The sequence below is a fragment of the Pseudarthrobacter sp. SL88 genome, from assembly GCF_026672455.1.
GTDB lineage: Bacteria > Actinomycetota > Actinomycetes > Actinomycetales > Micrococcaceae > Arthrobacter.
Map to the genome: position 1 here is coordinate 1,283,729 of NZ_JAPPRD010000001.1, position 25,800 is coordinate 1,309,528.

Genomic DNA, 25,800 nt, shown 5'->3' on the forward strand with positions numbered 1-25,800 from the left:
CCTGCTGGATTGCGGCGCTTGATTCACAATCTACCGGTAGCCTTGAGCCGGATGTACATGTCGGCCAGCCCGGGGGGCAGCTGGTGCGGTTCGGCATCCACAACTTCCACGCCGAAACGGCGGAGTTCAGCGCTCACGGCGGCCCGCTGGAGGAGCGCACGCTCGGCGGCGGCTGCCCTGAACACCCCTGCAGCATCGCTGCGTTCGGACAGCATGGCGCCCAGTTGGGGGTCACGCACCGCAGCCACCACCACGACGTGCTGTACGGCCAGCTGCGCCGCCGCGGGAATGAGGCCTTCCTCCGGTGCCCCGCCGTCGAGGCTGGTCAGCAGCACCACCAGGGAGCGGTGGGCAGTTACCGCCCGTACCTTGGCAGGAACGGCGGCCCAGTCCATCTCGATGAGTTCCGGTTCCAGCGGTGCCATCGCCTGGACAAGCCGGCCCAGCAGGTTGCCCTTGCCCGCGGTGCCCGCCCGGGCGCGTGCCCTGCGGTCGAAAGCCAGGAAGTCCACCCTGTCTCCGCCGCGCTCGGCGAGGACGCCAAGCAGCAGGGCAGCTTCCAGGCCGCTGTCCAGCCGGGTCTCGTCATCGATCCTTGCCGCCGCGGTACGGGAGGTGTCCAGCACCATCAGCACGCGGCGGTCCCGCTCGGGACGCCAGGTCCGTACCACCACGGCAGAGCGCCGCGCCGTTGCCCGCCAGTCAATGGACCGGACGTCGTCGCCCCGGACGTAGTCGCGCAGGGAGTCGAACTCGGTGCCGGCGCCGCGGATCTGGACCGCCGCCTTGCCGTCGAGCTCGCGCAGCTTCTGCAGCTTCGAGGGCAGGTGCCGCCGCGAGTTGAACGGCGGGAGCACCCGGATTGACCCGGCGGAAGTGACGGTCCGCTGCCGGGCGGCAAGTCCCATGGGGCCGAAGGAACGGAAGCTAACATGCGGGGACTTTATGTCCCCCCGCCGGAAGGGCCGGAGCACGACGGCGGCACGCCGGCTTTCGCCCGCGGGCACGTCCACCGGTTGGATCGGGTCGGCCGCCCCGGCCGAAGGCTGCCAGGCGTCGCGGAAACTGCCGCGCACGCGGCGCCGGCCGTTGTTATGGATGGTGAGGGCGGCGTGCACCGGCGCGTTGAGGGCAACGTTTACGGGCCCGCCACGGACGACCTGCAGCAAGCCGGGCGATCCGGCCAGAGCAAGGTCAGCGCCTGCAACGGCTGCAAGCACAGCGGCCACGGCAAAGAACGAACCCCACCCCGGCAGCAGCAGGACCGGTACCAGCCCCAGCAGTACCAGCAGGACGAAACGCCCGGAAATGGCCATCAGCGCGGGACGGGGACCGACGCCAGGATGCTGCCCAGCACGTCATCCACCTGCACCCCGTCCATCTGTGCTTCCGGCTGCAGGGCGACCCGGTGCCGCAGGCAGGGGAGGGCGAGCGCCTTGACGTCGTCCGGTGTGACGAACGCCCGCCCGGACAGCCATGCCCAGGCCCGCGACGTGTTCAGCAGTGCTGTCGCCCCGCGTGGCGATACGCCCAGCAGGAAGGACGGGGCAGCCCGGGTAGCCCGCACGAGGTCAACAATGTACCCGATGATTTCAGGGGCCACGTCCACAGTGGCCACCGCCTGCCTGGCCCGCTCCAGGTCACGGGCATCCGCCACAGGACGCACGCCCGCCGCTGCCAGGTCCCGGGGGTCGAAACCAACGGCGTGGCGCCTGATGACTTCCATCTCGTCGCCGCGCTCCGGCAATGGCATGGTGAGCTTGAGCAGGAACCGGTCCAGCTGTGCCTCCGGCAGGGGATAGGTTCCCTCGTACTCCACCGGGTTCTGCGTGGCGGCAACCAGGAAGGGCGACGGCAACGGGCGGGGCTCCCCGTCCACCGAGACCTGGCGTTCTTCCATTGCTTCGAGCAGGGAGGCCTGCGTCTTGGGCGGCGTCCTGTTGATTTCGTCAGCCAGCAGCAGGTTGGTGAAGACCGGCCCCTCCCGGAACGTGAATTCGGACGTGTGGGAATCGTAGACCAGCGACCCGGTCACATCGCCGGGCATGAGGTCCGGAGTGAACTGCACCCGCTTGGTCTCCAGGTCCAGTGCAGCGGACAACGCCCGCACCAGCAGGGTCTTGGCGACGCCCGGCACCCCCTCCAGGAGGACATGGCCTTGCGACAGCAGGGCTATCAGCAGGCCGGTGACGGTAGCGTCCTGTCCCACAACGGCTTTGGCCACTTCATGCCGGACGTCCAGGAGCGCCTGCCGGGCGGAGTCGTGCTCCATCGGGTCAAGGACCCGCTGGCCGCTGCCATGTTCACTCATCGTCTTTTGACCTCTTTCTCCAGTGTGTGCAGTTCCCGGGCCCAGGCCACCAGGCGTGCCTCGCTGCGGGGATGATCATTGACAAGGTCGCTGACCGTGGATGCCGCCGTACCCAACTGCCGTGCCGCGGCATCAACGATGGCCTCCGCGGTGGCTCCCGGACCAAGCCGGAGGGCTGCCGCAAGACGGGACAACGTGCCCGCGCGCAGGTTGTCCCGTGCCTGGTCCATGGCCCGGTTGTCGTGGTAGAGCCGGGCGCGGCCCTCGGCAGTCTCCACTGCCTTGACCACCACGGGAAGGGGCTCGAAGACCAGCGGCCCGTGCCTCCGGCCGCGCCAGACGATGGCGGCGAGGGCGACGACCACCAGCCACGGGCCCACGAACCGCACCCAATCCGGGGCCAGTTCGTCGAGGGTGCGCGGCGATCCGGTGAGGTCCATGTCCTCCAATGACGGCAGATACCACACGAGGTCAGGGGAAGCACCCAGCAGCCGCAGCCCGAGGGAGGCATTTCCCAGCTCGTCAAGCCGTTCGTTTCCCAGGACTGCGGTGCTGCCGAGGACTACCAGCCTGCCGTCAGCGCCGGCCGCAAGCACTCCGGCGGCCGAGCCGGACGGGCGGAAACAGGTGGTCCCGCCGTCGTACACGAATCCTGACCCGCCGCTGACCTGTCCTGCCGCCCGCGCATCCGGAAGGGAGCAGCCGGGGTCCAGCGCGGGCGTGCCCTCCGGCACAACGCCTGCCTGCCGGATGCCGCCGTCCAGGGCGCGGAGCGTCTCAAGGCGTGGTGAGACCACCACTACCCGGGCACTTGAGTCCGCGAGGCCACGGAGGCGCTGCCCGTCGAGGGCTCCTTTCCGGTCGTAAATCAGGAGGGTGGGGGATGAACTGGCGTCCAGGGCAGCCATCGCTGCGTCGTAGTTCCGGACGTCGTGAACCTGCACCCCGTGGTTGCCTAAGATTTGGGCGACGGCACGGGCGCCGTCAGGGCCGGCATTGCCCACGGACAGGGGGACGACGTCTCCCTTGGGCGCCAGTTGGCCCCAGATGACCAGGCCAAGCCCGACGGCGACCAGCGCGCCGAACGCCACCAGTCCCCGGTGGCGGCGCAGCCGTGACCGGAAGGACGGGCCGGCAGCTTGCCGCGGGCCGGCATCCCGGGCAACGTCAGCTTCGGACACGGATCCGGTCATGGCAGGACCGCCGGCTGGTGCCGGTCCAGGGGACGTTCGGGTTTGGCTGCCGCCAGGGCGTCGTCGAGCCGGACCATGTCCTGGTACACCGCACCGCCGGCAGGCCTGTTGCCGTAGCGGACCGCGTCGAAGGCCGCGGCCGCCTGTGCCAGCCGCTGCGCCTCGGACCTGAACGGCACGGATAGTTCGCGTGCGGTTTCATCCGCGGTCCGGCCCGGCTGCGCATCGATGACGGCCCTGTCCTCGGCGGAGCGCACCAGGGCACGGAAACGGTCGACGACGGCGTCGCCCCACCTTCCGGCGGCCGCGGCCTCAGCGGCGCGCCGGCGGTAGTCCGTGGCAGTGACGATGGTCTCGGCACCAAAGACATCCTTCGGCTTCCGGGCGGCCGGGTTGAGCCGCGGGCGGGCCAGGACAAGGGCCACGGCTATGACCAGGACGATAACGATGCCTATGACCGGGGTGGGAACCGACCCGTCAGGTCCCGAGGGGCCGTCCAGGGAACCCAGCCACTCGAGGAAGTCGTGCCACGCGGCCTCCAGCCAGGACGGCTGGGCCTCCCGGTACTCAGGCTTTGCCAGCTCCTCCGCGGCCCACCTGCGTGCCTGTTCCGCGTCGGGAAGCACCGGCGGTTCAGCGGACATCCGGCCATGCACTTCCGGACGGCCCCTGGGAACCGCGGCCCGGTGCGGTGAATGCCGCACCCCGGCCAGGGACGCCGTCGGGATCAGCACCCGTCTCGAGCAGGCGGAGGAGCGTAATGTCCAGGCCGTCTTTCCGCATGCGGAGGTCCATGTACAGCAAGGCCATCACCGACGTCTGGAACGCGTAACCCAACGCGCCCACCAGCGCACCAAGGACAGCGGTGGCAATCCCTAAAGCCACCGCCATCCCCGCGTCCTGTCCGGATCCGCCGTGGGGCGAGACCACGGTGCCGAGGAAACTGGTCAGCAGGCTGACCGGGATCATCACTACCTGGCTGATCACGCCCACCAAAAGACTTACCACCAGTGTCATTCCGAAGATTCGCCACCAGTTGGCACGGGTCAGCTGCCAGGACCGGCGCAGGGCGGCGAGCGGACCGACTTCCTCGATGACCACCGCGGCAGGGGCCACCATGACCTTGATGGCGATCCAGGCAAATACTGCAATGAAGGCAGGGACAAGGGGAATCAGGAACAGTGCGCCCGCTGCCCGGTCGGTTCCGGCGATGAGCGCGAAAGCCGCTCCACCGAATATCAGGAAAGCAAGCAGCACGGCAGCCACCAGCAGCGCTGCGAGGCCAATCAGTGCACCGGCCCTGGATTTGGCAAGGGCCCACATCTGGCGGAACCCTGTGGGCCTGTTGAGGATCGAGCGGGCGACCGGCACCACCATGGCCCCCTGCAGTACCGCAGAAATGACGAGCGTCAGGATGCTGACCACCAGGATGGCGCCTGCGAAACCGAACCCCATGCCGGCCAAATCCGCGGGGCTGGCGCCCTCCACCCAGGCCTCGATGGAGCCGGCAGATGTGGCGGACACGGCCGTGACGACGGCGGCCAGTATCGCCGAGAGCGACTGCGCCAGCAGGGCGGCACCCAACATGGCTTTCGGGTTCCGGCGGATCGCCTGGAAGGAGCCGTCAAGGATTTCGCCGAACATCAGCGGCCGCAGTGGAACGATGCCGGGCTTTGGCGGGGCAACGTAGCGGGGCTGTCCGTAGGGGCTCCCATACTGGTGGCCGTACTGGATCCCGGAGGCGGGTCCATAGGGCGTTCCGTAGGGCTGATGCGGATAGGCAGCGCCCGGGTAAACCGGCGGGGTACCGTTCCACGGTGCCTGCTGGCCGGGTGGGGTTTGACCCGGACCTGGCTGGGCTTGGCCATGCCGGCCCGGCTGGTCCTGGCTGGCGCGTGGCTGCTGGTCCCATGGCCCGGAGGGACCCCACGACGGCGTACCACCCCAAGTCCCGCTGCCCCCGCCGGCAGTTCCCCGGTTCGGATCCGCCCATCCGTCATCGTCCCGGTCCCGCTGGTACCCGCCGCTGCCGTCCTGGCCCCGACCGGGCCAGGGTTCCCGGGAACCGTCGGAGGGCTGCTCCGGTCCAGCCGGTTCCTCCCGGCCTGAATCCTGTCCTGACACGCTCTTCCTTCCCCCATTCCGGCCGCACCGTTGTCCCGCGACCGGGCCCTGACAGCCCCTGGCCGCCGGGAAGGTCCGGCACGGTCCCAGCCTATAGTTCCGGCGTCGGACGTCCTAGCGTTCCGCCATGCCGAAGCCGCTCAACAGGACAAAGCCCCCCTGATAAGGGAATATATAACTATGAAGGCACGCATTCTGGTGGTTGACGATGATGAAGCGCTGGCCGAAATGATTGGAATTGTTCTTCGCAATGACGGCTTTGAACCCGTCTTCTGCGCGGACGGCGCCCAGGCGCTTGACATCTTCCGGTCATCGCGGCCGGACCTTGTCCTGCTGGACCTTATGCTTCCCGGCGTGGATGGCATTGAGGTCTGCCGGCAGGTCCGCGCTGAGTCGGACGTTCCGATCGTAATGCTCACCGCCAAGGCAGACACTTCCGACGTCGTCCGTGGCCTTGAATCCGGCGCCGATGATTACGTACCAAAACCGTTTAAGCCCGCCGAACTTGTGGCACGTGTTCGGGCCAGGCTCCGCCCGGGAGACCAGAAGGCGCCCGAAACCCTGCGGATCGCGGATATCACCATTGACGTTGCCGGGCACACAGTAAGCCGCGGGAGCGAACGTATCTCCCTGACGCCGCTGGAGTTCGACCTCCTGGTGGCCCTTGCCCGCAAGCCGTGGCAGGTATTCACGCGTGAACTGCTGCTCGAACAGGTGTGGGGGTACCGCCACGCGGCAGACACCCGCCTGGTCAACGTCCATGTCCAGCGCCTGCGGTCCAAGATCGAGCAGGACCCGGAAGCTCCGGAAGTTGTATTGACGGTGCGTGGTGTCGGCTACAAAGCAGGGGCCTGACCCCGCTTCCTCCGAGGGGGAACGCCGGACCGGCGTCCCCGCCCAGGCGACCCCCGGAGAAGCAGCGGATTCGGAACAGCGTGCCGTGGCACAGCCGGACCAGGAACCGCAGCATCATCAAACAGCGCAGCACCACCAGGCGCCGGAGCACACGGATGCCATCAGCCCCGGATTCAGGAAGTTCGCCTTCCGCGTGCGGATCTGGCAGCGGCGTGCCGTCATTGTCAGCCTCAGGGTGGCCAGGCTCGTTAAGACCGGTATCCTCCGGTTCCTGCCTGCCCTGCGTTACGTCGGACGCGCCCTGCAAAAGCGTTGGCGCCGTTCCCTGCAGTTCAGGACTGTCCTCACCACCCTGCTTCTGGCCGTCACGTCGTTCGCCGTAGTTGGCGCGTACCTGTCGAACCAGATCGCCAACAACCTTTTCCAGGAACGGCTGACACAGGCCGAATCGGAAACCCGGTACAACGTCAAGCAGGTCCAGGAGACGTTCGACGGCGCCCAGGTCACCGACCAGTCGAGTGTCATCACGCTGGTCTACGACACCCTGAACGCCGTGGAAGGCCGTGGCTCCGTGATCCAGCGCCGCTATGTCTTCGAAGCCATGCCGGAGCAGACCAAGCCAAGAAACCGCTGGGTGGAGTCCCGGGCCTCGGACCAGCTGACAGTCAGTGTTATCCCCCCGGAGCTCCGCAAAGCGGTCCAGGAATCCGGCAAAGACCAGTACTGGGCGTCCACCGTGATCCCTGTGGGCACCGAGGACCGGCCAGGCATTGCCGTCGGTAACAAGGTGACCTTCAACGGCACGGTCTATGAGCTGTATCTGATTTATGACCTCAACACGGCGCAGCAGACCCTGGACGAGATCCAAAGCGTCCTCTGGGCCGGCGGTGCAGTGCTGGTGCTCCTGATCGGTGCGGTGGCCTGGTACGTCACGCGCAACGTGGTCAGCCCGGTCAGCCACGCGGCGATGGTGTCGGAGAAACTGGCCGCCGGGCAACTCCAGGAACGGATGGTGGTCCGCGGCGAGGACGAGGTCGCCCGGCTGGGCGCCTCGTTCAACCACATGGCTGCCAGCCTGCAGGAGCAAATCACCCAGCTCGCCACCCTCTCGCAGATGCAGCAGCGCTTTGTGTCCGACGTGTCCCACGAACTGCGCACTCCCTTGACCACGGTCAGGATGGCGGCCGAAGTGCTGTACGACGCCCGTGACGATTTCGATCCCATCAACAAACGGTCTGCCGAGTTGCTCTACAACCAGGTGGAGCGGTTCCAGTCGCTGCTCTCGGACCTGTTGGAGATCTCCCGCTTCGACGCCGGTGTGGCGGTGCTCGATGCCGAACCGGAAGACATCCTCCAAGTCATCGCCCACGTCATCGAGGGCGCGTCGCCCGTAGCCGCGGAGTACGGATCGGAGATTGTTCTGAGTGCACCGGCCGGCGCCATCGTCGTAGACATGGACGCGCGCCGGATCGACAGGATTCTGCGGAACCTGATCCTGAACGCCGTCGAACATGGCGAGGGCAGGCCGGTGACTGTCACTGTGGCAGCGAGCGAATCCGCCGTCGGCATCGCTGTCCGTGACCACGGCATCGGCATGGAACCGGCCGAGGCGGCCCGGGTCTTCGACCGGTTCTGGCGCGCAGACCCTGCCCGCGCACGGACCACCGGCGGCAGCGGCCTGGGGCTGTCCATAGCCGCGGAGGACACCAAGCTCCACAACGGCTGGCTGCAGGCCTGGGGGAGGAAAGGCAGCGGGGCCAACTTCCGGCTTACCCTGCCGCTGCGCCAAGGCGAAGAGATCGGCAACTCGCCGGTCCAGCTCGAACCCGAAGACAACATCACCACGGGCGAACCGGGCAGCGTTCCCCGGGAACCTGACACCAGGAACATCCTGGTCCTGGAAACCGGAGCGGCGCGGTTGGCGCCGGTGCCGACGACGAAGGAGAACCCATGACCGGCCGCGGCCGTCCGGCACAGCTCGGTGCTTTCCTGCTGGCGCTGCTGGTTGTGGTGCTGGCAGGCTGCGCCCGGATCCCCATTTCGGGTCCGGTCGGCAAAAGCAGCGAAGGCAGCGCCGGCAACCTGAACGCGCCGGTCTTCCTCCCGGCTGCGCCCCAACCGGGCGCATCGCCGGAAACCATCATTGACTACTTCTACCGCGCGGGCAGCGGCTACGAGGATGACTACGCCGTGGCCCGCCAGTACCTCACGCAGGCCTCGTCCGTGTCCTGGAAGCCGGACCAGCGTGCCTTGGTCTACCGGGACGCACGCGTGGTGGCCACAGGCATCGAAAACGTCTACAACTATGAACTGGATGTGGCCTACACCGTCGATGCTGACGGCATCACCACCCAGTCCCCGGAAGGCACCGTGGAACGGATCCCCGTCACGGTCACCCAGGTGGACGGGGAATGGCGTATCTCGGCAATACCGGACGGGACCGCAATCGCTGAGGAAACGTTCAAGGTGATTTACGGCGCCTATCCCATCTACTTCTACGACCCCACATTCACCTATGCCGTCCCCGACGTCCGCTGGTTCATCAGGAACAAGACGGTCAAGGCCATGACCAGTGCCCTGCTGGCGGGGCCGGCCCCCTACCTTCGCGGCGCGGTGGCCAGCGCCTTCCCGTCGGGCATCAAACTCGCCCGCGAGTCCGTCCCGGTAGTCTCCGGGGCCGCGCAGGTGGACCTGACGGCCAAGGAACTCACGGAGACATCCCCGGAGGACCGCCTTCGGATGCAGATGCAGCTCACCCTGACCTTCCGCAGCCAGCCCGACGTCGTGAATGTCGAGCTGCGGGCCAACCAGGACCTGGTGAGGGTAGAGGACAACGGCTCAGTCCTCCCGCCGGTACAGGACAAGAGTGCGCCCTCGCGCCAGATCGCCGTCAGCGGCAATGAACTGGTGCGGTACGAAAACAACAGGATTTCGCCGCTTCCTGACATGCAGCCCGTCTCCGCCCTCGACCCGCGGTTCCCCGCGGAATCGCCGGTCTCGCAGACCGCTGCCTTCCTCAACGAGAGCCGGACAACCCTGTACAGCATCAATCCGGGCCAGCCGGCCCGCGCCCTGACGACCCGGAGCACCCTGAGCCGGCCCTCCTTCAGCCTCAACGACTGGGTCTGGTCGGCTGGCCCCGGGGGAAACGGCGCCACTGAAGTGGTGGCCTTCCGCCCCACCGGAGTCGCGGAAGGGGCATCCGTTCCGTCGGTGACGCTGGCGCCGGCCTGGCTGGCGGGACGATCCGTCAAGGAATTCCGGATATCCCGGGAAGGCGTCCGTGCGCTGGTCATTTCTGAACAGAACGGTAAGACCCGGGTCCAGGTCGCCGGGATCATCCGCGGCGGCGACGGGACACCCCGTGAACTGACCCAGCCGACCACCCTGGCGACCGACAGCAACCCGGACCAGGGTGCCTGGGTCAACGACTCCACGGTGGTGGTCATGAAGGGCGCGGCGGCGGCCAACGTGACGCCGGAATTACTCTCCCTCACCTCGGGTCAGCCCCAGCAGCTCGCTCCCTGGCCGGGCCTGGTGGCGCTCAGCGCAGGAAACGGGCCGGAGGAGATCTACGGGCAATCGTCCGAGGGCATCTTCCAGCGGCTGGGCAACGGCTGGTCGCCGCAAATCAAAGGCCCCATCGATCCTTCGTACCCGGGGTAGGGGCCACACGCACTGCCGCCCAGGGGGAACGCGGCGTTGGGCTGGGTCCACATAGGCACTCACACTGCTTTGCTTTGCTGCCTGCCCGATGAATTGTTGAGGCGTGAGCAGCGAATCAACGCCCCGCCGTGGCCGGGCAGACCCTGACCTCCTCCCGTCCCAACCGGCGGCCAGGCACCGATCAGAACATCGGAGCGCCCTTCTTCGGTTGGGCGACCAGGTGGGCGGAGCCGCGGCCGACCTCCTGGCTCTTGCCATCCCTGCCGACTGTGTAGGCTGCGGCGCCGAAGACCACCATCTCTGCCCGCACTGCGCCCGGCAGGTACGCCGGCTCACCGCGCAACCGTTCCGTGCCGAAGCTGCCGCACCCGTGCTGACAGATGTGGACGGAAGAATACTGCTGCCGGTGGTTGCAGCAGGCGTCTACAGGGAAGAACTCGCGCAGGCTTTGCTGTCCTTCAAGCGCCACGGCCAGCACCGGCTCCGGAAGTGCCTGGGCAGGGCGCTCGCAGACGCGGTGCGGACGGCAACGGGAGACCGTCAGCCCTTGGTCCTGGTTCCGGTTCCCACCAGCTCAGCCGCCTACCTGGCGAGGGGGTTCAGCCCCGTGCACCTGCTCCTTGCCGAGGCAGTCCGGCAGCTTCCCGGCGCCGTTATGCAGGACGTCCTCGCCAAGGCCACCCCTGGAGGTATCCGGACGGCGGGCGGCCAGAAAGGCCTCGACAGGGGCGACCGGACCAGGCGCGTCCGGGGCTCCATGACGGTGCGGCGGCGCGCCCGGGGCACGGTGGCCGGGAGCCGCTGCATCATCGTCGACGACGTTCTCACCACCGGTTCCACGCTGTCCGAGGCCGCGCGTGCCCTGCACCGCGACGGGGTCCTGGTGGCAGGGGCGGTGGTCCTTGCCGCAACGCGTCCACCGGTCTCGGGCAGCCCGGACAGCGCATCCTAAGCCAGCAGCGAAACTACCGCGACTTAGAAAAAAATAAACCGGGAAAGGATGAATAACGGATGACGATGAACTAACGTCGGTGATGGGTACCAAGACAGAATGTACCTTTCGATGGCGGCTCGGAGAGGGGCTCGACTGTCAGGCAGATCGGCCCAGGGAAGCGCCGCCGTCGTGTCACCGAAGTCATTTGGAGGGCACCATGGAGTTTATGATCAGCGGACGAAATCTGACAGTGTCAGACCGGTTCCGCGAATATGCCGGGGAGAAGATCTCAAAGATTGAGTCGTTGGGCGACAAAGTCCAGCGGGTCGATGCCAAGGTTTCCAAAGAGACCAACGCCCGGCAAACAGGCGACCAGTTGACCGTTGAGGTGACAGTCCTGGGCCGCGGACCGGTGATCCGCGCCGAAGCCAGCGCTGCAGACAAGTTCGCCGCCTTCGATCTCGCGTACAACAAGCTGCTTGAACGCCTCCGCCGGGCCAAGGACCGGAAGAAAGTCCATCACGGACGCCACACCCCCAAGGCTGTGAGGGAAGCAACCGCGTCCCTCGAACCGGCCAGTGCGCACGAGCCCCTTTACATGGAGGCCAGCCACCGGAGCGAGGCCAGCGAGTCATCCGCCGACAGGTCTCCCTACGACGTGGACAACGATATCCCGGCGGGCGATTCCCCTGTCCTGATCCGCCGGAAGGTCTTCCCGGCAGCGTCGCTGACGCTCGACGACGCCGTGGACAACATGGAACTCGTGGGGCACGACTTCTATCTGTTCGTCGACAAGGCCACCAATACCCCGTCGGTTGTCTACCGGCGGCGCGGCTGGACCTATGGTGTGATCACGCTTGACCACGAGTGTGAACCCGGAGATACCGTAGTCGAAGAAAAGATCCTTGCCTACCGTTCGGATGATGCTGCAGCAACCGCTTAGGGTGCTGGCAGCAATCAACAGAGAGGACTGGCGTGCCGGTTTCGCTGAGCCTTAACCAGGCCCGGCGGATCGCTCTGGCAGCACAGGGGCTCGACAAAGGACGGCCCACCGGACCCGTAACTTCGCGGACGGTGGGCCGCACCTTTGCCCGCTTGCAGCTGGTCCAGATCGATTCCGTAAACGTCCTCGCGCGCAGCCACTTCCTTCCGTTTTATTCGCGCCTCGGGAACTACGACCGGAGCATTCTGCAACGGATGTCCGGAGTTCACCCACGCCGGATGATCGAGTACTGGGCACACGAGGCCAGCTACATCCGGCCGGAACACTATGCGGACCTCCTGCTCTGGCAGAAACGTGCGTGGGTTGGTGCCGGGGGCATGGAGCCTGACCAGCGGGCTGCCATATCGGAACGGATCCTGGAAACCCTTGCCGGAAGCCGTCCCCTGACTGCATCCGAACTGACCGCCCGGATCGGCCACGTGGAAGAACGGCAAACAGGCAATTGGGGCTGGAACTGGAACGCCGTCAAAAGGGTCCTCGAACACCTTTTTGAAGCGGGGTTCGTCTCCGCAGCTGCACGGACAGAACAATTCGAGCGGAAATACACCCTCACGGCGAGAATTCTCCCGCAGGCCGGAAACGGCACGGGGGAGGCCCCCACGGGAACCCAGGATCGGGTCAGGGCACTGGACCGGCTGACGGACGCTGCCGCCCGCGCGCACGGCATCGGAACGGTCCGGTGTTTCGCCGATTACTTCCGGACGCCCGTCAAGGCAACAGCGCAGTCCGTGGAACGCCTGGTCGAGCAGGGCGCCCTGGAGCCTGTGACTGTCCGGGGCTGGAACCGTGATGTCTACCGCCATGCAGGTGCTGTCCTGCCCCGGCGGGCCACGGGCCGTGCCCTGCTAAGCCCCTTTGATTCCCTGGTGTTCGAACGCCGCCGGCTGGAAGAACTCTTCGGTTTCCATTACCGGATTGAGATCTACACGCCAGAACACAAGCGGCGGCACGGCTACTACGTCCTTCCCTTCCTCCTCCGGGATGGCATCGTTGCCCGGGTGGACCTGAAGGCCGACCGCGCAGGTGGAAAACTGCTGGCCCGGGCCGCCTTCGCCGAGCCGGCCGCCCCGCCGGACACCGCCGTCGAACTCGCCGCGGAACTGCGCCTTATGGCTGAATGGCTGGGCCTTCAGTCCGTGGAGGTCTGGCCCTCGGGTGACCTCGCACCCGGCCTCGCGCGGGCGGTCGGCAACGCGGACTCCGATCCGCTCTGAGGGAAACCGACACCGGCAGGTTGTCTCTCCCGTAGACTAAAAACGCCAGAATTCGGCGGCATGAGACTGGGAGCATCTTCACGTGGCATCACTTATTGAAAAACTTCTCCGCACGGGTGACAAGAAAACACTTCGGCAACTGCGGAATTATGCCGACTCCATCAATGCCCTCGAAGACTCGTTCAAGACCTTTACCGATGCCGAGCTCCGTGAAGAAACGGACCGGCTCCGCGAACGCCACCAGGACGGCGAAAAGCTCGACAGCCTCCTGCCGGAGGCCTTCGCCGCTGTTCGGGAAGCGTCTTCGCGCACCCTGGGAATGCGGCACTTCGACGTCCAGCTGATGGGTGGCGCCGCCCTCCACCTGGGCAACATTGCTGAAATGAAGACCGGTGAAGGCAAGACCCTGGTGGCAACCGCTCCTGCCTACCTGAATGCCCTCACGGGTAAGGGTGTCCACGTGGTCACCGTGAACGACTACCTCGCCGAATACCAGTCCGACCTCATGGGCCGCGTCTACCGCTTCCTCGGGCTGACCAGCGGATGCATCCTCGCCAACCAGGACCCTGCGGTCCGGCGCGAGCAGTACGCTGCGGATATCACCTACGGAACCAACAACGAATTCGGGTTCGACTACCTGCGCGACAACATGGCCTGGGACAGGAACGAACTGGTCCAGCGCGGACACAACTTCGCCATCGTCGATGAAGTGGACTCCATCCTCATTGACGAGGCCCGTACCCCGCTCATCATCTCGGGACCGGCCCAGGGCGATACGAACCGCTGGTACAGCGAATTCGCAAAGGTTGTTCTTCGGCTGCAGCCCGAAAAAGACTACGAAGTCGACGAAAAGAAGCGCACCGTTGGCGTCCTGGAGGGCGGCATCGAAAAGGTTGAGGATTACCTCGGCATTACGAACCTGTACGAGTCCGCCAATACGCCGCTGATCGGCTTCCTCAACAACGCCATCAAGGCCAAGGAACTGTTCAAGCGGGACAAGGACTACGTCATCATGGACGGCGAAGTCCTCATCGTTGATGAGCACACCGGCCGTATCCTGGCCGGCCGCCGCTACAACGAGGGCATGCACCAGGCGATCGAGGCCAAGGAAGGCGTCGAGATCAAGGCGGAGAACCAGACCCTGGCCACCGTCACCCTGCAGAACTACTTCCGCATGTACGGCAAACTCTCCGGCATGACCGGCACGGCTGAAACTGAAGCCGCCGAGTTCATGAGCACCTACAAGCTCGGCGTTGTGGCCATTCCCACCAACCGCGACATGCAGCGCATCGACCAGTCCGACCTCGTCTTCAAGAACGAAACAGTGAAGTTCGACGCCGTCGTCCGGGATATTGCCGAACGCCATGAAAAGGGCCAGCCCGTCCTGGTGGGTACCACCAGCGTCGAAAAGAGCGAGTATCTTTCCCGGCTGCTCGCCAAGGACGGCATCCGCCACGAAGTCCTGAATGCCAAGAACCACGCACGGGAGGCCGCGATCGTTGCGCAGGCCGGCCGTAAGGCAGCCGTCACGGTGGCCACCAACATGGCGGGCCGAGGCACCGACATCATGCTGGGCGGCAATGCCGAGTTTACTGCGGTCGCCGAACTTGCCAAGCGCGGCCTCGACCCGGAGGAAAACTCCGAGGAGTACGAGTCCGCCTGGCCGGCTGCACTTGAAGCAGCCAAGCAGGCCGTCAAGGATGAGCATGAAGAGGTCCTGAACCTGGGTGGACTGTATGTCCTCGGTACCGAACGGCATGAGTCCCGTCGCATTGACAACCAGCTCCGCGGCCGTTCCGGACGCCAGGGCGACCCTGGCGAATCCCGGTTCTACCTTTCCCTGACGGACGACCTCATGCGGCTGTTCAACTCGGGTGCCGCAGAACGCCTCATGAACAGCTCCGTTCCTGACGATGTGGCCCTCGAATCCAAACTTGTATCCCGTGCCATCGCCTCGGCGCAGGGCCAGGTGGAGGGCCGCAACGCCGAGCAGCGGAAGAACGTGCTGAAGTACGACGACGTCCTGAACCGCCAGCGTGAAGCGATCTACAGCGACCGTCGCCGGATCCTCGAGGGTGACGACCTGCACGAAAAGGTGCAGTTCTTTGTCGAGGACACCATCATGGCCCTGATTGACGACGCCACCGCTGAAGGCAACGGCGACGACTGGGACTTCAACCAGCTGTGGACCAATCTCAAGACGCTGTACCCGGTGAGCGTGAGCGCGGATGACATCATCGAAGAAGCCGGAGGAAAGTCCCGGCTGACGGTGGAGTTCCTGAAGGAAGAGCTGCTTTCGGATGCCCGGCTTGTCTACCAGGCGCGGGAGGAAAGCATCGGGTCGGAGAGCATGCGGGAACTGGAACGCCGCGTCGTGCTGTCAGTCATCGGGCGCAAATGGCAGGAACACCTGTACGAGATGGACTACCTCAAGGAGGGCATCGGGCTGCGTGCCATGGCCCAGCGCGATCCCCTTGTGGAGTACCAGCGTGAGGGTTTCACCCTGTTCCAAAGCATGATGGAAGCCATCCGGGAGGAAAGCGTTGGGTTCCTGTTCAACCTGGAAGTCGAAGTGACTCCGGCCCAGGACGTGGTGGTGGAGGACGCCGCCGGCGGACACACCGAGCATGTTGAGCCGCAGGTCCGGGCGGCCGGTCTGGAAGCGCCCGAAAAGCCTGCGCAGCTGCAGTACACGGCACCCAGCGAGGGCGGTGGCACCCAGACCCGGGTGGAAACCCGTTCCTCAGGGCGCTCAGGCAACCCCGCGAAGGCTGCGGAGCAGGATGCGGCAAAGGAAGCCGCCAAGCGTCCGGCCAAAAAGAAGCGGCGCTAAAGCGGCGTCCACGGACGACGGCGTGTAAGGCAAGGGCAGGGCCAGCGGGAGACAGCATCCCGGGGTCCTGCCCTTCCTTGGTCCGGGCGGCCATGCGGGTGATTATCCAATGACGAGTTCCGTGACTCGCCAAACCTGCTTGCTGCGCTCCAGGCGGACTGCCACGGCCCGCGCACGTACGTCATCGACTACCACTGCACTTGCTTCGTAGGTGCCTTCCGCCACTTCGCAGATCCTTACTGACCTGACAATGGAGTTCCGGTGCAGCCGGCCCAGCGCAGGATTTCCGGTCCTGGTGATTTCCCGCCGAATCAGTGCGGCCCGATGCTGGAGGGCAGCGAGGCATCGGGGGTCAAGCCGGCGGGCCAGCTGGTGGACGGGCCGGATACCGGCCAGCACTTCCATGGCCGCCTGCACTGTTCCCCGGGTGAGGGCCCGGACTTCCGCTTCCTCGTCGGCTGCCCGGAGCTGAACCGGCTCTCCGGGACGCGGGGCCTGCCGGCCCTGGCCGAGGGCCCGCAACTGGCCCTGTCGCAGCTGTGTCTGGCGCAGCGCCTCCTGGCTGGCTGCGCCAGGGGTGAAGCCCTTTTCAGCACTACTTTCGGTTCCTCCCTGGAGGGCGCGGATCGGCGTTACTGCTGGCATTGCTTTCCCCTTTGTTCTTGCGGTGCCGGCACTCGGCCGGCATGGTTACGGATGCTTAGGTCGGTGAGGGTGGCTGCAGGACTTGGCCCGGGAGCAGGACATCCGGGTTCTGGCCGATGACAGCCCTGTTGGCTTCGTACCATCGGGGCCACTCAAGGGCGACGTCGATGTCGGAAGCATTGCTGCCCAACTGGCCCCGCACAATGTCCCACAGGGTGTCCCCCGCGAGGACTGCCACGGTTCCTGTTGTGTGAACTGACCCCCCAACCGGTGTGGCGCCTCCGCGCGTGGCGGGGGAGGCCATCAGTCCTGGGTCCACCACCGGGGTGGTGCGGGGCTGCCATCCAGGCTGCAGCCGGGAATGGTCCGCGGCGCCGGAGCCCGCGTCCGCAGTGATTGGGGCAGCAGCGGGCGTTGCTTGCGCAAGTTCGTCCGGTGCCGTTGACGTCGGGATCAATCCCGGCGTCACTGTCTGCTCCGGAATGCTCGCATCCGAGGCCGCAGCCGGTGTGGAGGTGGCGTCCGACATAGGGTCGCCTGCCGTACCTGTGGAAGGTACCGAGCTCGGGGCCGGCATGTCCGGGGTTGCCTCCATAGCCGAGGCATAGTCCTGCGTGGGCGCCCACTGCGGACCCGGAGCGGGGGTCTCGGCGTTTGCCGCTGCACCCGATACCAGTTGTAATGAGACGGCCGCGACGACCAGGCGCCTCATGAAGGCCGGCGAAAGCCTGCGCGTCAGCGAAGCTGCACGGACCTTTCCTTGCCGCTCCAGGAGCACGCCCGCGCCGGCGGCCAGAAGGCACAGGAACCACCAGGCGATCAATGACGAACCCGAAAATAATGCTACGGCCCCCAGGATGTCCTCGGCGGACGTGCTCTGGTGCCTGGCCGATGCCTCCTGCCACTGCAGGACAAGACCGCATCCAATAAAGACGAGCACAGCTCCCAGGACCAACAACGCCAGGGCCGTAAGGGCGTCCATTCTGATTCCGTGGGAGTCGCGCTTCATCATTATTCATCCTTTTGATGCAGTTTGATGCAGTTTGGTAATGCTTGATTCAGTTTGCGCCTGTGTTCTGTCATATGTCCATACGGTGGAGAGAAAAAGTTCCTGGAATTGACGGCCTGCCCGGTCGGACTTACTGTGGCCGAATGCGCTGGGATGCACTCTTCAACGACCTCGAAAGCCAGCTGGCGGAATCGGACCGGCTTTCACTGGAGGCCGAGATCGGGGAGAGGACCCGCGCTGAACTGGTGGCCATCGCGTTGTCCGACAGGCTCCGCGGAGTACTTGGATGCACGCTGGGGGTCCACCTCCGGAACGGAGAATCTGTCCATGGCCGCCTTGCCCACGCTGGTGCCGAGGCGCTGGTTATTGACGAAGACTGGTACCAGGTCCTCATTCCATACCCGGCGGTTGCCCGCTACGTGGGCATGGGCAGGCTTGCGCAAACCGAGCCGTCAGCCGTGCGGCGCGCGCTTGGGTTGGCGCATTCGCTCCGTGCCCTTGCCAGGGACAGAGCTGAGCTGAGTATCAGCCTCGGTGGCAGCGCGGGCATCACACGGTTGGAAGGCGTGATCGACCGCGTGGGCAAGGACTATGTGGACTTAGCGGCAGTGACTCCCGGTGAAGCCCGGAGGAGCCGGAACGTGGGAGATGTATCAACCGTGCCGTTCGCCGCGCTTGCGGCCATCAGGTCGAGGAAACAAGCCGGACTGTAGCCAACGCCCGGGCCCGGCACTGCCGGCAGGGACGAAACACGCGCCCGCTCAGACCGACTTCGACTTGGACTCCTGAATCATCCTGCTGGCTTCTGCGTAGCGTTCCTCGATGTACTGTTCCAGCATCTTCTCTTCCACACGCCATTGCCCGCGTCCACCAACCTGAATGGCCTTCAATTCCCCGCTCCGTACCAGTGCGTAAGCGGCTGGAGAGTTGATCTGAAGCTGCTCGGCAACATCTGCGAGTGTGAGGAACCTGGGCATGCCTCCATTTTGCCATCCGAACGGGGTGCACGCTTGCGTTATCCACAGTTCCGCCATATTTGGGGCTTTGACTTTTGTTCCGGCGTCCGTCCCGCAACAATGAGGTGTCCGGCCGCGGAACGGCCCGCCGGCACGTCGAGGGGGAGAAACGGCATGGTTCCAGAAACTTCAGCCGCATCAGCACGCCTGAAGCGCCCGTCGTGGAAAGATCCGCGCCTGCTGGTGGGGATCCTCCTGGTGCTTGCGTCAGTGGCGGGAGTTGTATTCCTGGTCGGAAGTGCAGACCAAACCACGGAGGTCTACGCTGCCCGCGACGGGATAGCCGTGGGCGAAGCGCTGACGGAGGAGAACGTGGTCCGTGCCAAGGTGCGGCTCGGCGATTCGGAACAGCACTACATCACCGCCGAATCCGGGTTGCCCCAGGGCGTAGTGGCCGTGCAGCGCATCGGAAAAGACCAACTGGTCCCTCGTGCCAGCCTCGGGGAGGTTGACGACCTTGACCGCAAACCAGTGGCCATTACGGTGGACGAAACGCTGCCTGCGCAGGTTATCGCCGGGGCCCGCGTGGATGTCTGGGTTGCCCAGCCGGATGCCAAGAACGGATTCAGTGAGCCTAAGCTCCTGCTGCCGGGTGCAGAAATCGCCGAGGTAACAGCAGGTTCAACAACTCTCGGATCCGCCAAGAGCACAGTGCTGATGGTGCTGGTGGAGGACAGTCGGATGCCGGCCATCCTGGGCGCCCAGGCCAACGACGCCCGGATCTCCGTCGTGTGGAACCCCGGGGGCGCCAAGTGAGCATACCTGTCGTTACCGTCGGGCAAAGCCGGGAAGATCTGGTGGGCGGACTCGAACGCCTGCACGGCCCTGTCACCGTGGTCAGGAGGTGCGCCGAACTCCCCGAACTGCTGGCAGCGTGCCAAAGCGGGCTGGCCAGGGCGGCCGTCGTGGCAGACGGATCCGAAGGCCTCACGGCTTCGTTGGTAGACCGGCTGGGAGCCGTTGGCGTGGCCATCATCGCCCTCACCGACAGCGCCGAGGAAGCAGCGCGGCTCCGCAAGATCGGTGTTGCATCAGCCCTGACAGGCGTCCAATCCGCAGAACTTTCGGACCGGATCGCCGACGCCGTAGAGCAGTTGACAGGAGCGCCGGGCCGTACTGCCGCAATGAGCTCCCTCGCGGACACCGGTGCAGCCCTGCATCCCGTTGCCGCGGAGCCTGAGCCAGATACGGGCGGGCCAGGACCAGGTCGAATCATCGCAGTGTGGGGTCCCGCCGGCTCTCCGGGCCGGACCACCCTCGCCGCCAACATGGCAGCTGAACTGGCGGCCGACGGCGAGCAGGTCCTCCTCATCGACGCCGACAGCTACGGGGCGAGCGTCGCTGCGGTCCTCGGACTGCTCGACGAATCGGCTGCATTGGCCCAGGCCTGCCGGCTTGCGGACCAGGGCGCCCTGGATGCAGACGCCCTCCGCAGGCTTGCCGCTCCTGTGGCAACGACTGCCGGTACCTTCAAGGTACTCACCGGCATAACGCGGGCAGATCGCTGGACGGAGCTCAGGGCACCGGCCCTGGCGATCGTCCTGGAACGGGCGCGGCAGATCGCCGACGTTGTTGTGGTGGACACCGGCTTCTGCCTGGAAGCGGATGAAGAACTGAGCTTTGACACCATGGCGCCACGGCGAAACGGGGCAACCCTGCGTGCACTGGAGATGGCAGACACCGTGTTCGCGGTCGGGGCTGCTGATCCCGTGGGCGTGCCGAGGTTGGTTAGGGGCCTTGCTGAACTGGAGAACGCTGTTCCCCAAGCCTCGCCCACGGTGGTGATGAACAAAGTGCGGTCGTCCTCTGTTGGCAGGGGCCCCGAACGGCAATTGCGGGATGCCTGGGAGCGTTACGGTCCGGCATCCGAGCTTCAGGCATTCCTCCCGTACGACAACGCTGCCGCGGATGCTGCCCTGCTTGCCGGATCATTGCTGCTCGAATCGTCGCCCCAGTCAGCCCTTCGCCGCTCAATCCGCGAACTCGTTTGTGCATCCGTCCAGCAAAAGCCCAAATCCTCTGTATTTTCTTCCACAGCAGGCCGCAGGGCAAAGGACTAGGCTCGCCATAAGAGCTGCAAAGGTGCAGCGCATATCGTGTGATGGAGGCGTTTGTTGATGTCGTCTGGATCCAGCGTGGAGGATCAGGCCCTTTCCGTAGAAGGCTTTGAAGGCTTCATGGGGGACTACTACCAGCATCTCGCCGAGGAGGACGCGCGCAGCTATCCGCAGGAGCTGCTGGCTAAGCGGGCGGACCATCACCGCGAGGTCGCATCGGGGCGTCTGCCCGGGCAGGCGAAGGTGGCCATTGCCGATGAGGAAGACAGCAGCGTCGTATTCGTCGTCACGGACGACATGCCTTTCCTGGTGGATTCAGTCAACGCTGAACTGGTCCGTCAGCATGCGGCCATCAAGCTGGTCATCCACCCTATGTTCGTTGCCACGCGCAACCGGGAATCCGGGCACCTGGTTAAGGTCAACAGGGTTCCGTCGCATATCGGAATTTCCAGCGGTGACACCGCAGCGATGCCGAGCCTGTCCCACCTGATTGCCACCGGCGAAAATGCCTCATATATGGAGTCATGGATCGCCGTCGAGATCGGCCGCATCTCCGACGAAGCCAAAGCGTCGCTGCTTGAAGGACTGCAGCGAGTGCTTAAGGACGTACGCGCGGCCGTCGAAGACTGGCCCAAAATGCGCCAAAAGGCGCTGGAGATCGCCGAAAGCCTTGACCAGGTAGCCAACCCGGCCCAGATCGCCGAACTGCGGCAGGCGCAGGACCTCCTGCGCTGGCTCGACGACGGCAACTTCACCTTCCTCGGATACCGGGAATACGTCCTCATCAACGTGGACGGGGAGGACGTCCTGGAATTGCGGGAGGACAGCGGCCTTGGCTTGCTCCGGGCAGCGGCCGATTCCCCCCACATCCAGCATCTGACTGATACAGGACGCAAAAAGGCGCGGGAAAAGCGTGCCCTTGTCATCACGAAGGCCAATTCCCGTTCCACCGTCCACCGGTCCGCCTACCTGGACTACATCGGCGTTAAGAGTTTCGACGCCGCCGGCAACGTCAATGGAGAACGGCGCTTCATCGGGCTGTTTGCCACCAGCGCCTACACCGGTTCAGTGCGTGAAGTCCCGATCGTCCGGGAAAAGGTCGACGCCGTTCTCCGCAATGCGGGGTTCCCACCGGACTCGCACTCCGGAAAGGACCTGCTCGGCATCCTGGAGACCTATCCCCGCGACGAGCTGTTCCAAATCGAAGTCCCCGACCTCGCCGCCACGGCAGTGGGCATCCAGAAGCTGCAGGAGCGCCGAAGGACCCGGCTCTTCCTCCGCCCCGACATCTACGGCCGCTTCATGTCGGCTGTCGTCTACCTGCCCAGGGATCGCTACACCACCAATGTCAGGCTTCGGATCGAGCAGGAACTCCGAGAGACCTTCCAAGCGGTTTCCATTGACTACGAAGCCAGGATGACCGAATCGGCTCTGGCCCGCCTCTTCTTCAGGATCCGCCTGCCGAAGGATGCAGATGTCAGCCACGTTGACAGCGGAGAGCTCGAAAAGCGGCTGGTCCGTGCGGCCAGGTCCTGGAGCGAGGGCATCGCCGAGGTGCTGCGCGACGGCGGCGACGCGGCGGAAGCCAAGGAACTGGCGGCAATTTGGGCTGAAGCGTTCCCGGCGAGCTACCGGGTGGACTACGAAGTGGAAGACGCCCTTGACGACATTGCCCGCTTCGAGAAGTACGGAGCGGCGGCCGAACGCACCGAGGGGGCACGGCAGGAGCGCCCGGGCGTCCACGTCTACCTCCCCGAGGGGGCGGGCGCAACGCTTGAGGAAGATGCGCGGGTCAAGCTTTACATGCTCGAGCCCAAGAGCCTGAGCCAAATCCTTCCGTTCTTCCACAACCTGGGACTCGAGGTGCTCGACGAACGGCCCTTCGAAATCGAGACCGCGGACCGCCGCGATTTCTTCCTGTACGACCTCGGTCTGAAATACCCCGCAGGCGTCGACCCGGTGGCAACCGGAGGCTTCCTGGCGGATTCCTTCAGCGCGGCTGTGACAGGTGCGGCAGAATCCGACGCTTTCGACCGCCTGGTCCTTCGGGAAGGGCTGCACTGGCGCCAGATCACCGTCCTGCGTGCCTACGCCCGCTACATGCGCCAGATGGGCAACACCAATTCGTTCGGGTTCATGGCCGACACCCTCCTCGCCAACCCTGATGTGACCAGGGGGCTCAGCGCCCTGTTCGAAGCACGGTTCGACCCGTCCCTGGACCGCGATGCACGGCAGGCCGCCCAGGAATCCGTGCGGGAAGAACTGTCAGCGTCCATCGAAAAAGTTGCAACACTTGACGCTGACCGTGTCCTGCGGACGTTTGTGAACCTCATCGAGGCCACCCTGCGGACGAACTTCTACCAGGACAAGCGGCACCTGAGCTTCAAGCTCGATCCGGCGCGGATCGACGGCTTGCCGTTCCCGCGTCCCATGTTTGAGATCTGGGTCTACTCTCCGCGGGTTGAGGGTGTGCACCTCCGATTTGGCAAGGTCGCCCGTGGCGGCCTGCGCTGGTCGGACCGCCGGGAGGACTTCCGCACCGAGGTGCTCGGCCTGGTGAAGGCACAGACGGTAAAGAACGCCGTCATCGTTCCCACCGGGGCCAAGGGCGGCTTTTTTGCCAAGCAGCTGCCGGACCCGTCCGTCGACAGGGCGGCGTGGATGGCCGAAGGTGTCGAAAGCTACAAGACCTTCATCCGGGGCCTGCTGGACCTCACCGACAATCTGGTTACCGAAGGTGCGGACGAGAAGCTGGTGCCGCCGTCGGACGTGGTCAGGCATGACGACGACGATTCCTACCTCGTGGTCGCAGCGGACAAGGGGACTGCGACATTCTCGGACATTGCCAATGGCCTGGCCGCTGAGTACGGATTCTGGCTGGGAGACGCTTTCGCTTCGGGCGGCTCCGTTGGCTACGACCACAAGGCCATGGGCATCACCGCCCGCGGTGCATGGGAATCCGTGAAACGGCACTTCAGCGAGCTGGACCTGGACACCCAGACCCAGCCGTTCACCGTGGTGGGCGTGGGCGATATGTCCGGCGACGTGTTTGGCAACGGCATGCTGCTGTCCCGGCATATCCGGCTGCTCGCTGCCTTCGACCACCGGCACATCTTCCTGGATCCCACGCCGGACGAGGAGTCGTCCTTCACTGAACGCCGGCGCCTGTTCGAACTGCCCCGGTCATCATGGGACGACTACGACAAGTCCCTCATCAGCGAAGGTGGCGGTGTCTTTGCGCGGCAGGCCAAGTCCATCCCGGTGTCCCCCCAGGTACGCGACGCCCTGGGACTTCCCGCCCACATTACGGAGCTCAGCCCGCCCGAACTCCTGCGGGCCATCCTGCTGGCCCCGGCAGATCTTCTCTACAACGGCGGCATCGGGACGTACGTGAAGGCCAGCAGCGAGTCCAATGCTTCGGTGGGGGATAAGGCCAACGACTCGATCAGGGTTGATGGCAGGGACCTCCGCGTCAAGGTGGTGGGCGAAGGCGGGAATCTCGGAATGACCCAGCGCGGACGGATCGAGGCAGCACTGCAGGGTGTCATCCTGAATACCGACGCCATCGACAACTCCGCAGGCGTGGACTGCTCCGACCATGAGGTCAACATCAAGATCTTCGTTGACCGGATGGTGGCTGCCGGCAGGCTGGACGCGGCCGAACGCGCCGAGTTCCTTGCCTCGATGACCGACGAGGTTGCCCGCCTCGTCCTGGAAGACAACATTGACCAGAACATCCTGCTGCTGAACGACCGCACAAGGGTTGCGGAGTGGAGCCCCAGTTACGAACGCCTCATGGACTGGCTGGAAAAATCGGCCGACCTGAAGCGCGACCTTGAGGCCCTGCCCACCACGGAGACCCTGCGCGAACGGCTGCAGCAGGGCCAGGGCCTGACGTCGCCTGAGCTCTCCGTCCTCGCGGCCTACGCCAAGATCGAATTGGCGACGGCCCTGCGGGAAAGCGATCTCGCGGACGATCCGTGGTTCCGGCAGACCCTCCGCGGTTATTTCCCGACGCAACTGCGTGAACGTTTCGACGCTGAACTGGACACGCATCCGCTGCGGCGTGAAATCATCGCAACGGTGGTGGCCAACGACATGATCAACATGGGAGGCATCACTTTCGCTTTCCGCGTCATGGAGGAAACGTCGGCCAGCGAAGTGGCCGTGGCCAAGGCCTTCGTCGCGCTGCGGGAGATTTACGAGCTGGACGTGATGGTCCGGGAGCTCAACAGCCTGCCTGCGTCGTTCCCCACGGAGCACTGGAGCACGGTCCACCTGGATATCCGCAGGTTGCTTGACCGCGCAGTGCGGTGGCTCCTCACCCAGGGAACCGTCTCCCAGCCCATCGATGAAGTGGTGGCTGAGTTCAAGCCGTTGATGGATCCCCTGCGTGCACGCGTCCTGGACTACTTGCGCGGCGAAGACCGGGAACGGGTGGGCAGCTGGCTCGAGAACGCGCGCGAATGGGAACTTCCGGATGGCCTTGCCCTGCGCTGGGCTGAACTGTTCGAAAGCTTTGTCCTTCTGGACATTGCCAAGATCGCCCGCCTGCGGAAAGAGCCGGTTGAGGACATCGCCGCCGCGTATTACACGGTGTTCAACCGTTTCCACGCCGATTCCCTCCTGGAACGGATCAGCAGCCTTCCCCGGCAGGACAGGTGGCAGGCACTGGCAAGGGCAGCGCTTCGCGATGACCTGTACTCCACGGTGTCGGACATTACGACGGCGGTGCTGGACGCCACGGCCGCGGGCGGCTCGCCCGAGGCGCGGCTCACGGAGTGGGAGGCGCGGAACGCCGAACAGCTGGGCCGCGCGAAGAGCATGTTCGATGAGGTCAACGCACTCGAAACCGACGATATGGCCTCGCTGTCGGTAGCATTGAGGCTCTTGAGGTCTATCGTCCGGCGCTGATCAATCAGGCGTCGCAACTGGAGGTG

The 25,800-nt window shown here is 65.3% G+C and carries 19 protein-coding genes; 11 read left to right on the top strand and 8 right to left on the bottom strand.

Annotation, left to right across the window (positions count from 1 at the left end; translation table 11 throughout):
* Positions 1–23: 23 nt before the first annotated feature.
* The 5 genes from OVA06_RS05925 to OVA06_RS05945 are packed head-to-tail and all read right to left on the bottom strand — an operon-like array spanning position 24 to position 5,628.
* Positions 24–1,316, bottom strand: a complete 1,293-nt coding sequence (locus OVA06_RS05925) for a DUF58 domain-containing protein (protein WP_268156978.1) — start codon at positions 1,314–1,316, stop codon at positions 24–26.
* Entirely contained in the window at positions 1,316–2,311 is a 996-nt protein-coding gene (locus OVA06_RS05930) for an AAA family ATPase (protein ID WP_056084968.1), read from the bottom strand. The genes OVA06_RS05925 and OVA06_RS05930 overlap by 1 nt, the downstream gene beginning before the upstream one ends.
* Positions 2,308–3,504 (bottom strand): DUF4350 domain-containing protein, encoded by a 1,197-nt coding sequence (locus OVA06_RS05935; protein WP_268156981.1) that lies wholly within the window; start codon positions 3,502–3,504, stop codon positions 2,308–2,310. Before OVA06_RS05935 ends, OVA06_RS05930 begins: the two co-directional genes overlap by 4 nt.
* Complete coding sequence (locus OVA06_RS05940) at positions 3,501–4,148, bottom strand: DUF4129 domain-containing protein (RefSeq protein WP_056084975.1); 648 nt, start codon at positions 4,146–4,148, stop codon at positions 3,501–3,503. Before OVA06_RS05940 ends, OVA06_RS05935 begins: the two co-directional genes overlap by 4 nt.
* On the bottom strand, positions 4,138–5,628 hold the full coding sequence (locus OVA06_RS05945) for a DUF7847 domain-containing protein (protein WP_268156983.1): 1,491 nt from the start codon (positions 5,626–5,628) through the stop codon (positions 4,138–4,140). Before OVA06_RS05945 ends, OVA06_RS05940 begins: the two co-directional genes overlap by 11 nt.
* Positions 5,629–5,808: 180 nt before the next feature.
* Between OVA06_RS05945 and mtrA the strand changes: the two genes are divergently transcribed.
* The 7 genes from mtrA (at position 5,809) to secA (ending at position 16,133) form a co-directional block, all read left to right on the top strand.
* Positions 5,809–6,483, top strand: coding sequence for an MtrAB system response regulator MtrA (gene mtrA, locus OVA06_RS05950; protein WP_015937620.1), 675 nt, complete (start codon positions 5,809–5,811; stop codon positions 6,481–6,483).
* Positions 6,484–6,643: 160 nt separating this feature from the next.
* On the top strand, positions 6,644–8,437 hold the full coding sequence (gene mtrB, locus OVA06_RS05955; protein WP_056085398.1) for an MtrAB system histidine kinase MtrB: 1,794 nt from the start codon (positions 6,644–6,646) through the stop codon (positions 8,435–8,437).
* Entirely contained in the window at positions 8,434–10,149 is a 1,716-nt protein-coding gene (locus tag OVA06_RS05960) for an LpqB family beta-propeller domain-containing protein (RefSeq protein ID WP_056084978.1), read from the top strand. Before mtrB ends, OVA06_RS05960 begins: the two co-directional genes overlap by 4 nt.
* 103 nt (positions 10,150–10,252) lie before the next feature.
* Entirely contained in the window at positions 10,253–11,101 is an 849-nt protein-coding gene (locus OVA06_RS05965) for a ComF family protein (RefSeq protein ID WP_268156987.1), read from the top strand.
* A 199-nt stretch (positions 11,102–11,300) separates the two neighbouring features.
* On the top strand, positions 11,301–12,026 hold the full coding sequence (gene hpf, locus OVA06_RS05970) for a ribosome hibernation-promoting factor, HPF/YfiA family (RefSeq protein ID WP_056085400.1): 726 nt from the start codon (positions 11,301–11,303) through the stop codon (positions 12,024–12,026).
* 32 nt (positions 12,027–12,058) lie between these two features.
* Positions 12,059–13,300, top strand: a complete 1,242-nt coding sequence (locus tag OVA06_RS05975; protein WP_268156990.1) for a winged helix-turn-helix domain-containing protein — start codon at positions 12,059–12,061, stop codon at positions 13,298–13,300.
* Between the two features lie 82 nt (positions 13,301–13,382).
* Positions 13,383–16,133, top strand: a complete 2,751-nt coding sequence (gene secA / locus OVA06_RS05980; protein WP_056084987.1) for a preprotein translocase subunit SecA — start codon at positions 13,383–13,385, stop codon at positions 16,131–16,133.
* A 102-nt stretch (positions 16,134–16,235) separates the two neighbouring features.
* On the opposite strand, the gene OVA06_RS05985 is transcribed toward secA, so the two are convergent.
* Positions 16,236–16,778: an Rv3235 family protein gene (locus OVA06_RS05985; RefSeq protein WP_056084990.1), complete on the bottom strand. Its 543-nt coding sequence runs from the start codon at positions 16,776–16,778 to the stop codon at positions 16,236–16,238.
* A gap of 55 nt (positions 16,779–16,833) precedes the next feature.
* Positions 16,834–17,790, bottom strand: a complete 957-nt coding sequence (locus tag OVA06_RS05990) for a LysM peptidoglycan-binding domain-containing protein (RefSeq protein ID WP_268156993.1) — start codon at positions 17,788–17,790, stop codon at positions 16,834–16,836.
* Between the two features lie 140 nt (positions 17,791–17,930).
* Here OVA06_RS05990 and OVA06_RS05995 point away from each other — a divergent pair, with 140 nt between their 5' ends.
* Positions 17,931–18,500 (top strand): hypothetical protein, encoded by a 570-nt coding sequence (locus OVA06_RS05995; RefSeq protein WP_268156995.1) that lies wholly within the window; start codon positions 17,931–17,933, stop codon positions 18,498–18,500.
* Positions 18,501–18,548: 48 nt separating this feature from the next.
* Here the strand turns inward: OVA06_RS05995 and OVA06_RS06000 are convergent, their stop codons facing one another.
* Entirely contained in the window at positions 18,549–18,764 is a 216-nt protein-coding gene (locus OVA06_RS06000) for a helix-turn-helix domain-containing protein (RefSeq protein ID WP_045729765.1), read from the bottom strand.
* Between the two features lie 153 nt (positions 18,765–18,917).
* Between OVA06_RS06000 and OVA06_RS06005 the strand changes: the two genes are divergently transcribed.
* Genes OVA06_RS06005 through OVA06_RS06015 form a run of 3 tightly spaced genes read left to right on the top strand, consistent with a single transcriptional unit; the run spans position 18,918 to position 25,774 of the window.
* Positions 18,918–19,559 carry a hypothetical protein gene (locus OVA06_RS06005; RefSeq protein ID WP_056085000.1) on the top strand — a complete coding sequence of 214 codons (642 nt, stop codon included), beginning with the start codon at positions 18,918–18,920 and terminating at the stop codon, positions 19,557–19,559.
* Positions 19,556–20,863 (top strand): AAA family ATPase, encoded by a 1,308-nt coding sequence (locus OVA06_RS06010; protein WP_268156998.1) that lies wholly within the window; start codon positions 19,556–19,558, stop codon positions 20,861–20,863. The genes OVA06_RS06005 and OVA06_RS06010 overlap by 4 nt, the downstream gene beginning before the upstream one ends.
* Before the next feature lie 57 nt (positions 20,864–20,920).
* On the top strand, positions 20,921–25,774 hold the full coding sequence (locus OVA06_RS06015; protein WP_268157000.1) for an NAD-glutamate dehydrogenase: 4,854 nt from the start codon (positions 20,921–20,923) through the stop codon (positions 25,772–25,774).
* Positions 25,775–25,800 lie beyond the last annotated feature (26 nt).

Coding starts and splice junctions, on each gene's coding strand:
- OVA06_RS05925 (WP_268156978.1), bottom strand. CDS start 1,316: ATGGCCATTTCCGGGCGTTTCGTCCTGCTGGTACTGCTGGGGCTGGTA.
- OVA06_RS05930 (WP_056084968.1), bottom strand. CDS start 2,311: ATGAGTGAACATGGCAGCGGCCAGCGGGTCCTTGACCCGATGGAGCAC.
- OVA06_RS05935 (WP_268156981.1), bottom strand. CDS start 3,504: ATGACCGGATCCGTGTCCGAAGCTGACGTTGCCCGGGATGCCGGCCCG.
- OVA06_RS05940 (WP_056084975.1), bottom strand. CDS start 4,148: ATGTCCGCTGAACCGCCGGTGCTTCCCGACGCGGAACAGGCACGCAGG.
- mtrA (WP_015937620.1), top strand. CDS start 5,809: ATGAAGGCACGCATTCTGGTGGTTGACGATGATGAAGCGCTGGCCGAA.
- OVA06_RS05960 (WP_056084978.1), top strand. CDS start 8,434: ATGACCGGCCGCGGCCGTCCGGCACAGCTCGGTGCTTTCCTGCTGGCG.
- hpf (WP_056085400.1), top strand. CDS start 11,301: ATGGAGTTTATGATCAGCGGACGAAATCTGACAGTGTCAGACCGGTTC.
- OVA06_RS05985 (WP_056084990.1), bottom strand. CDS start 16,778: ATGCCAGCAGTAACGCCGATCCGCGCCCTCCAGGGAGGAACCGAAAGT.
- OVA06_RS05990 (WP_268156993.1), bottom strand. CDS start 17,790: ATGATGAAGCGCGACTCCCACGGAATCAGAATGGACGCCCTTACGGCC.
- OVA06_RS05995 (WP_268156995.1), top strand. CDS start 17,931: ATGCGCTGGGATGCACTCTTCAACGACCTCGAAAGCCAGCTGGCGGAA.
- OVA06_RS06000 (WP_045729765.1), bottom strand. CDS start 18,764: ATGCCCAGGTTCCTCACACTCGCAGATGTTGCCGAGCAGCTTCAGATC.
- OVA06_RS06005 (WP_056085000.1), top strand. CDS start 18,918: ATGGTTCCAGAAACTTCAGCCGCATCAGCACGCCTGAAGCGCCCGTCG.
- OVA06_RS06015 (WP_268157000.1), top strand. CDS start 20,921: ATGTCGTCTGGATCCAGCGTGGAGGATCAGGCCCTTTCCGTAGAAGGC.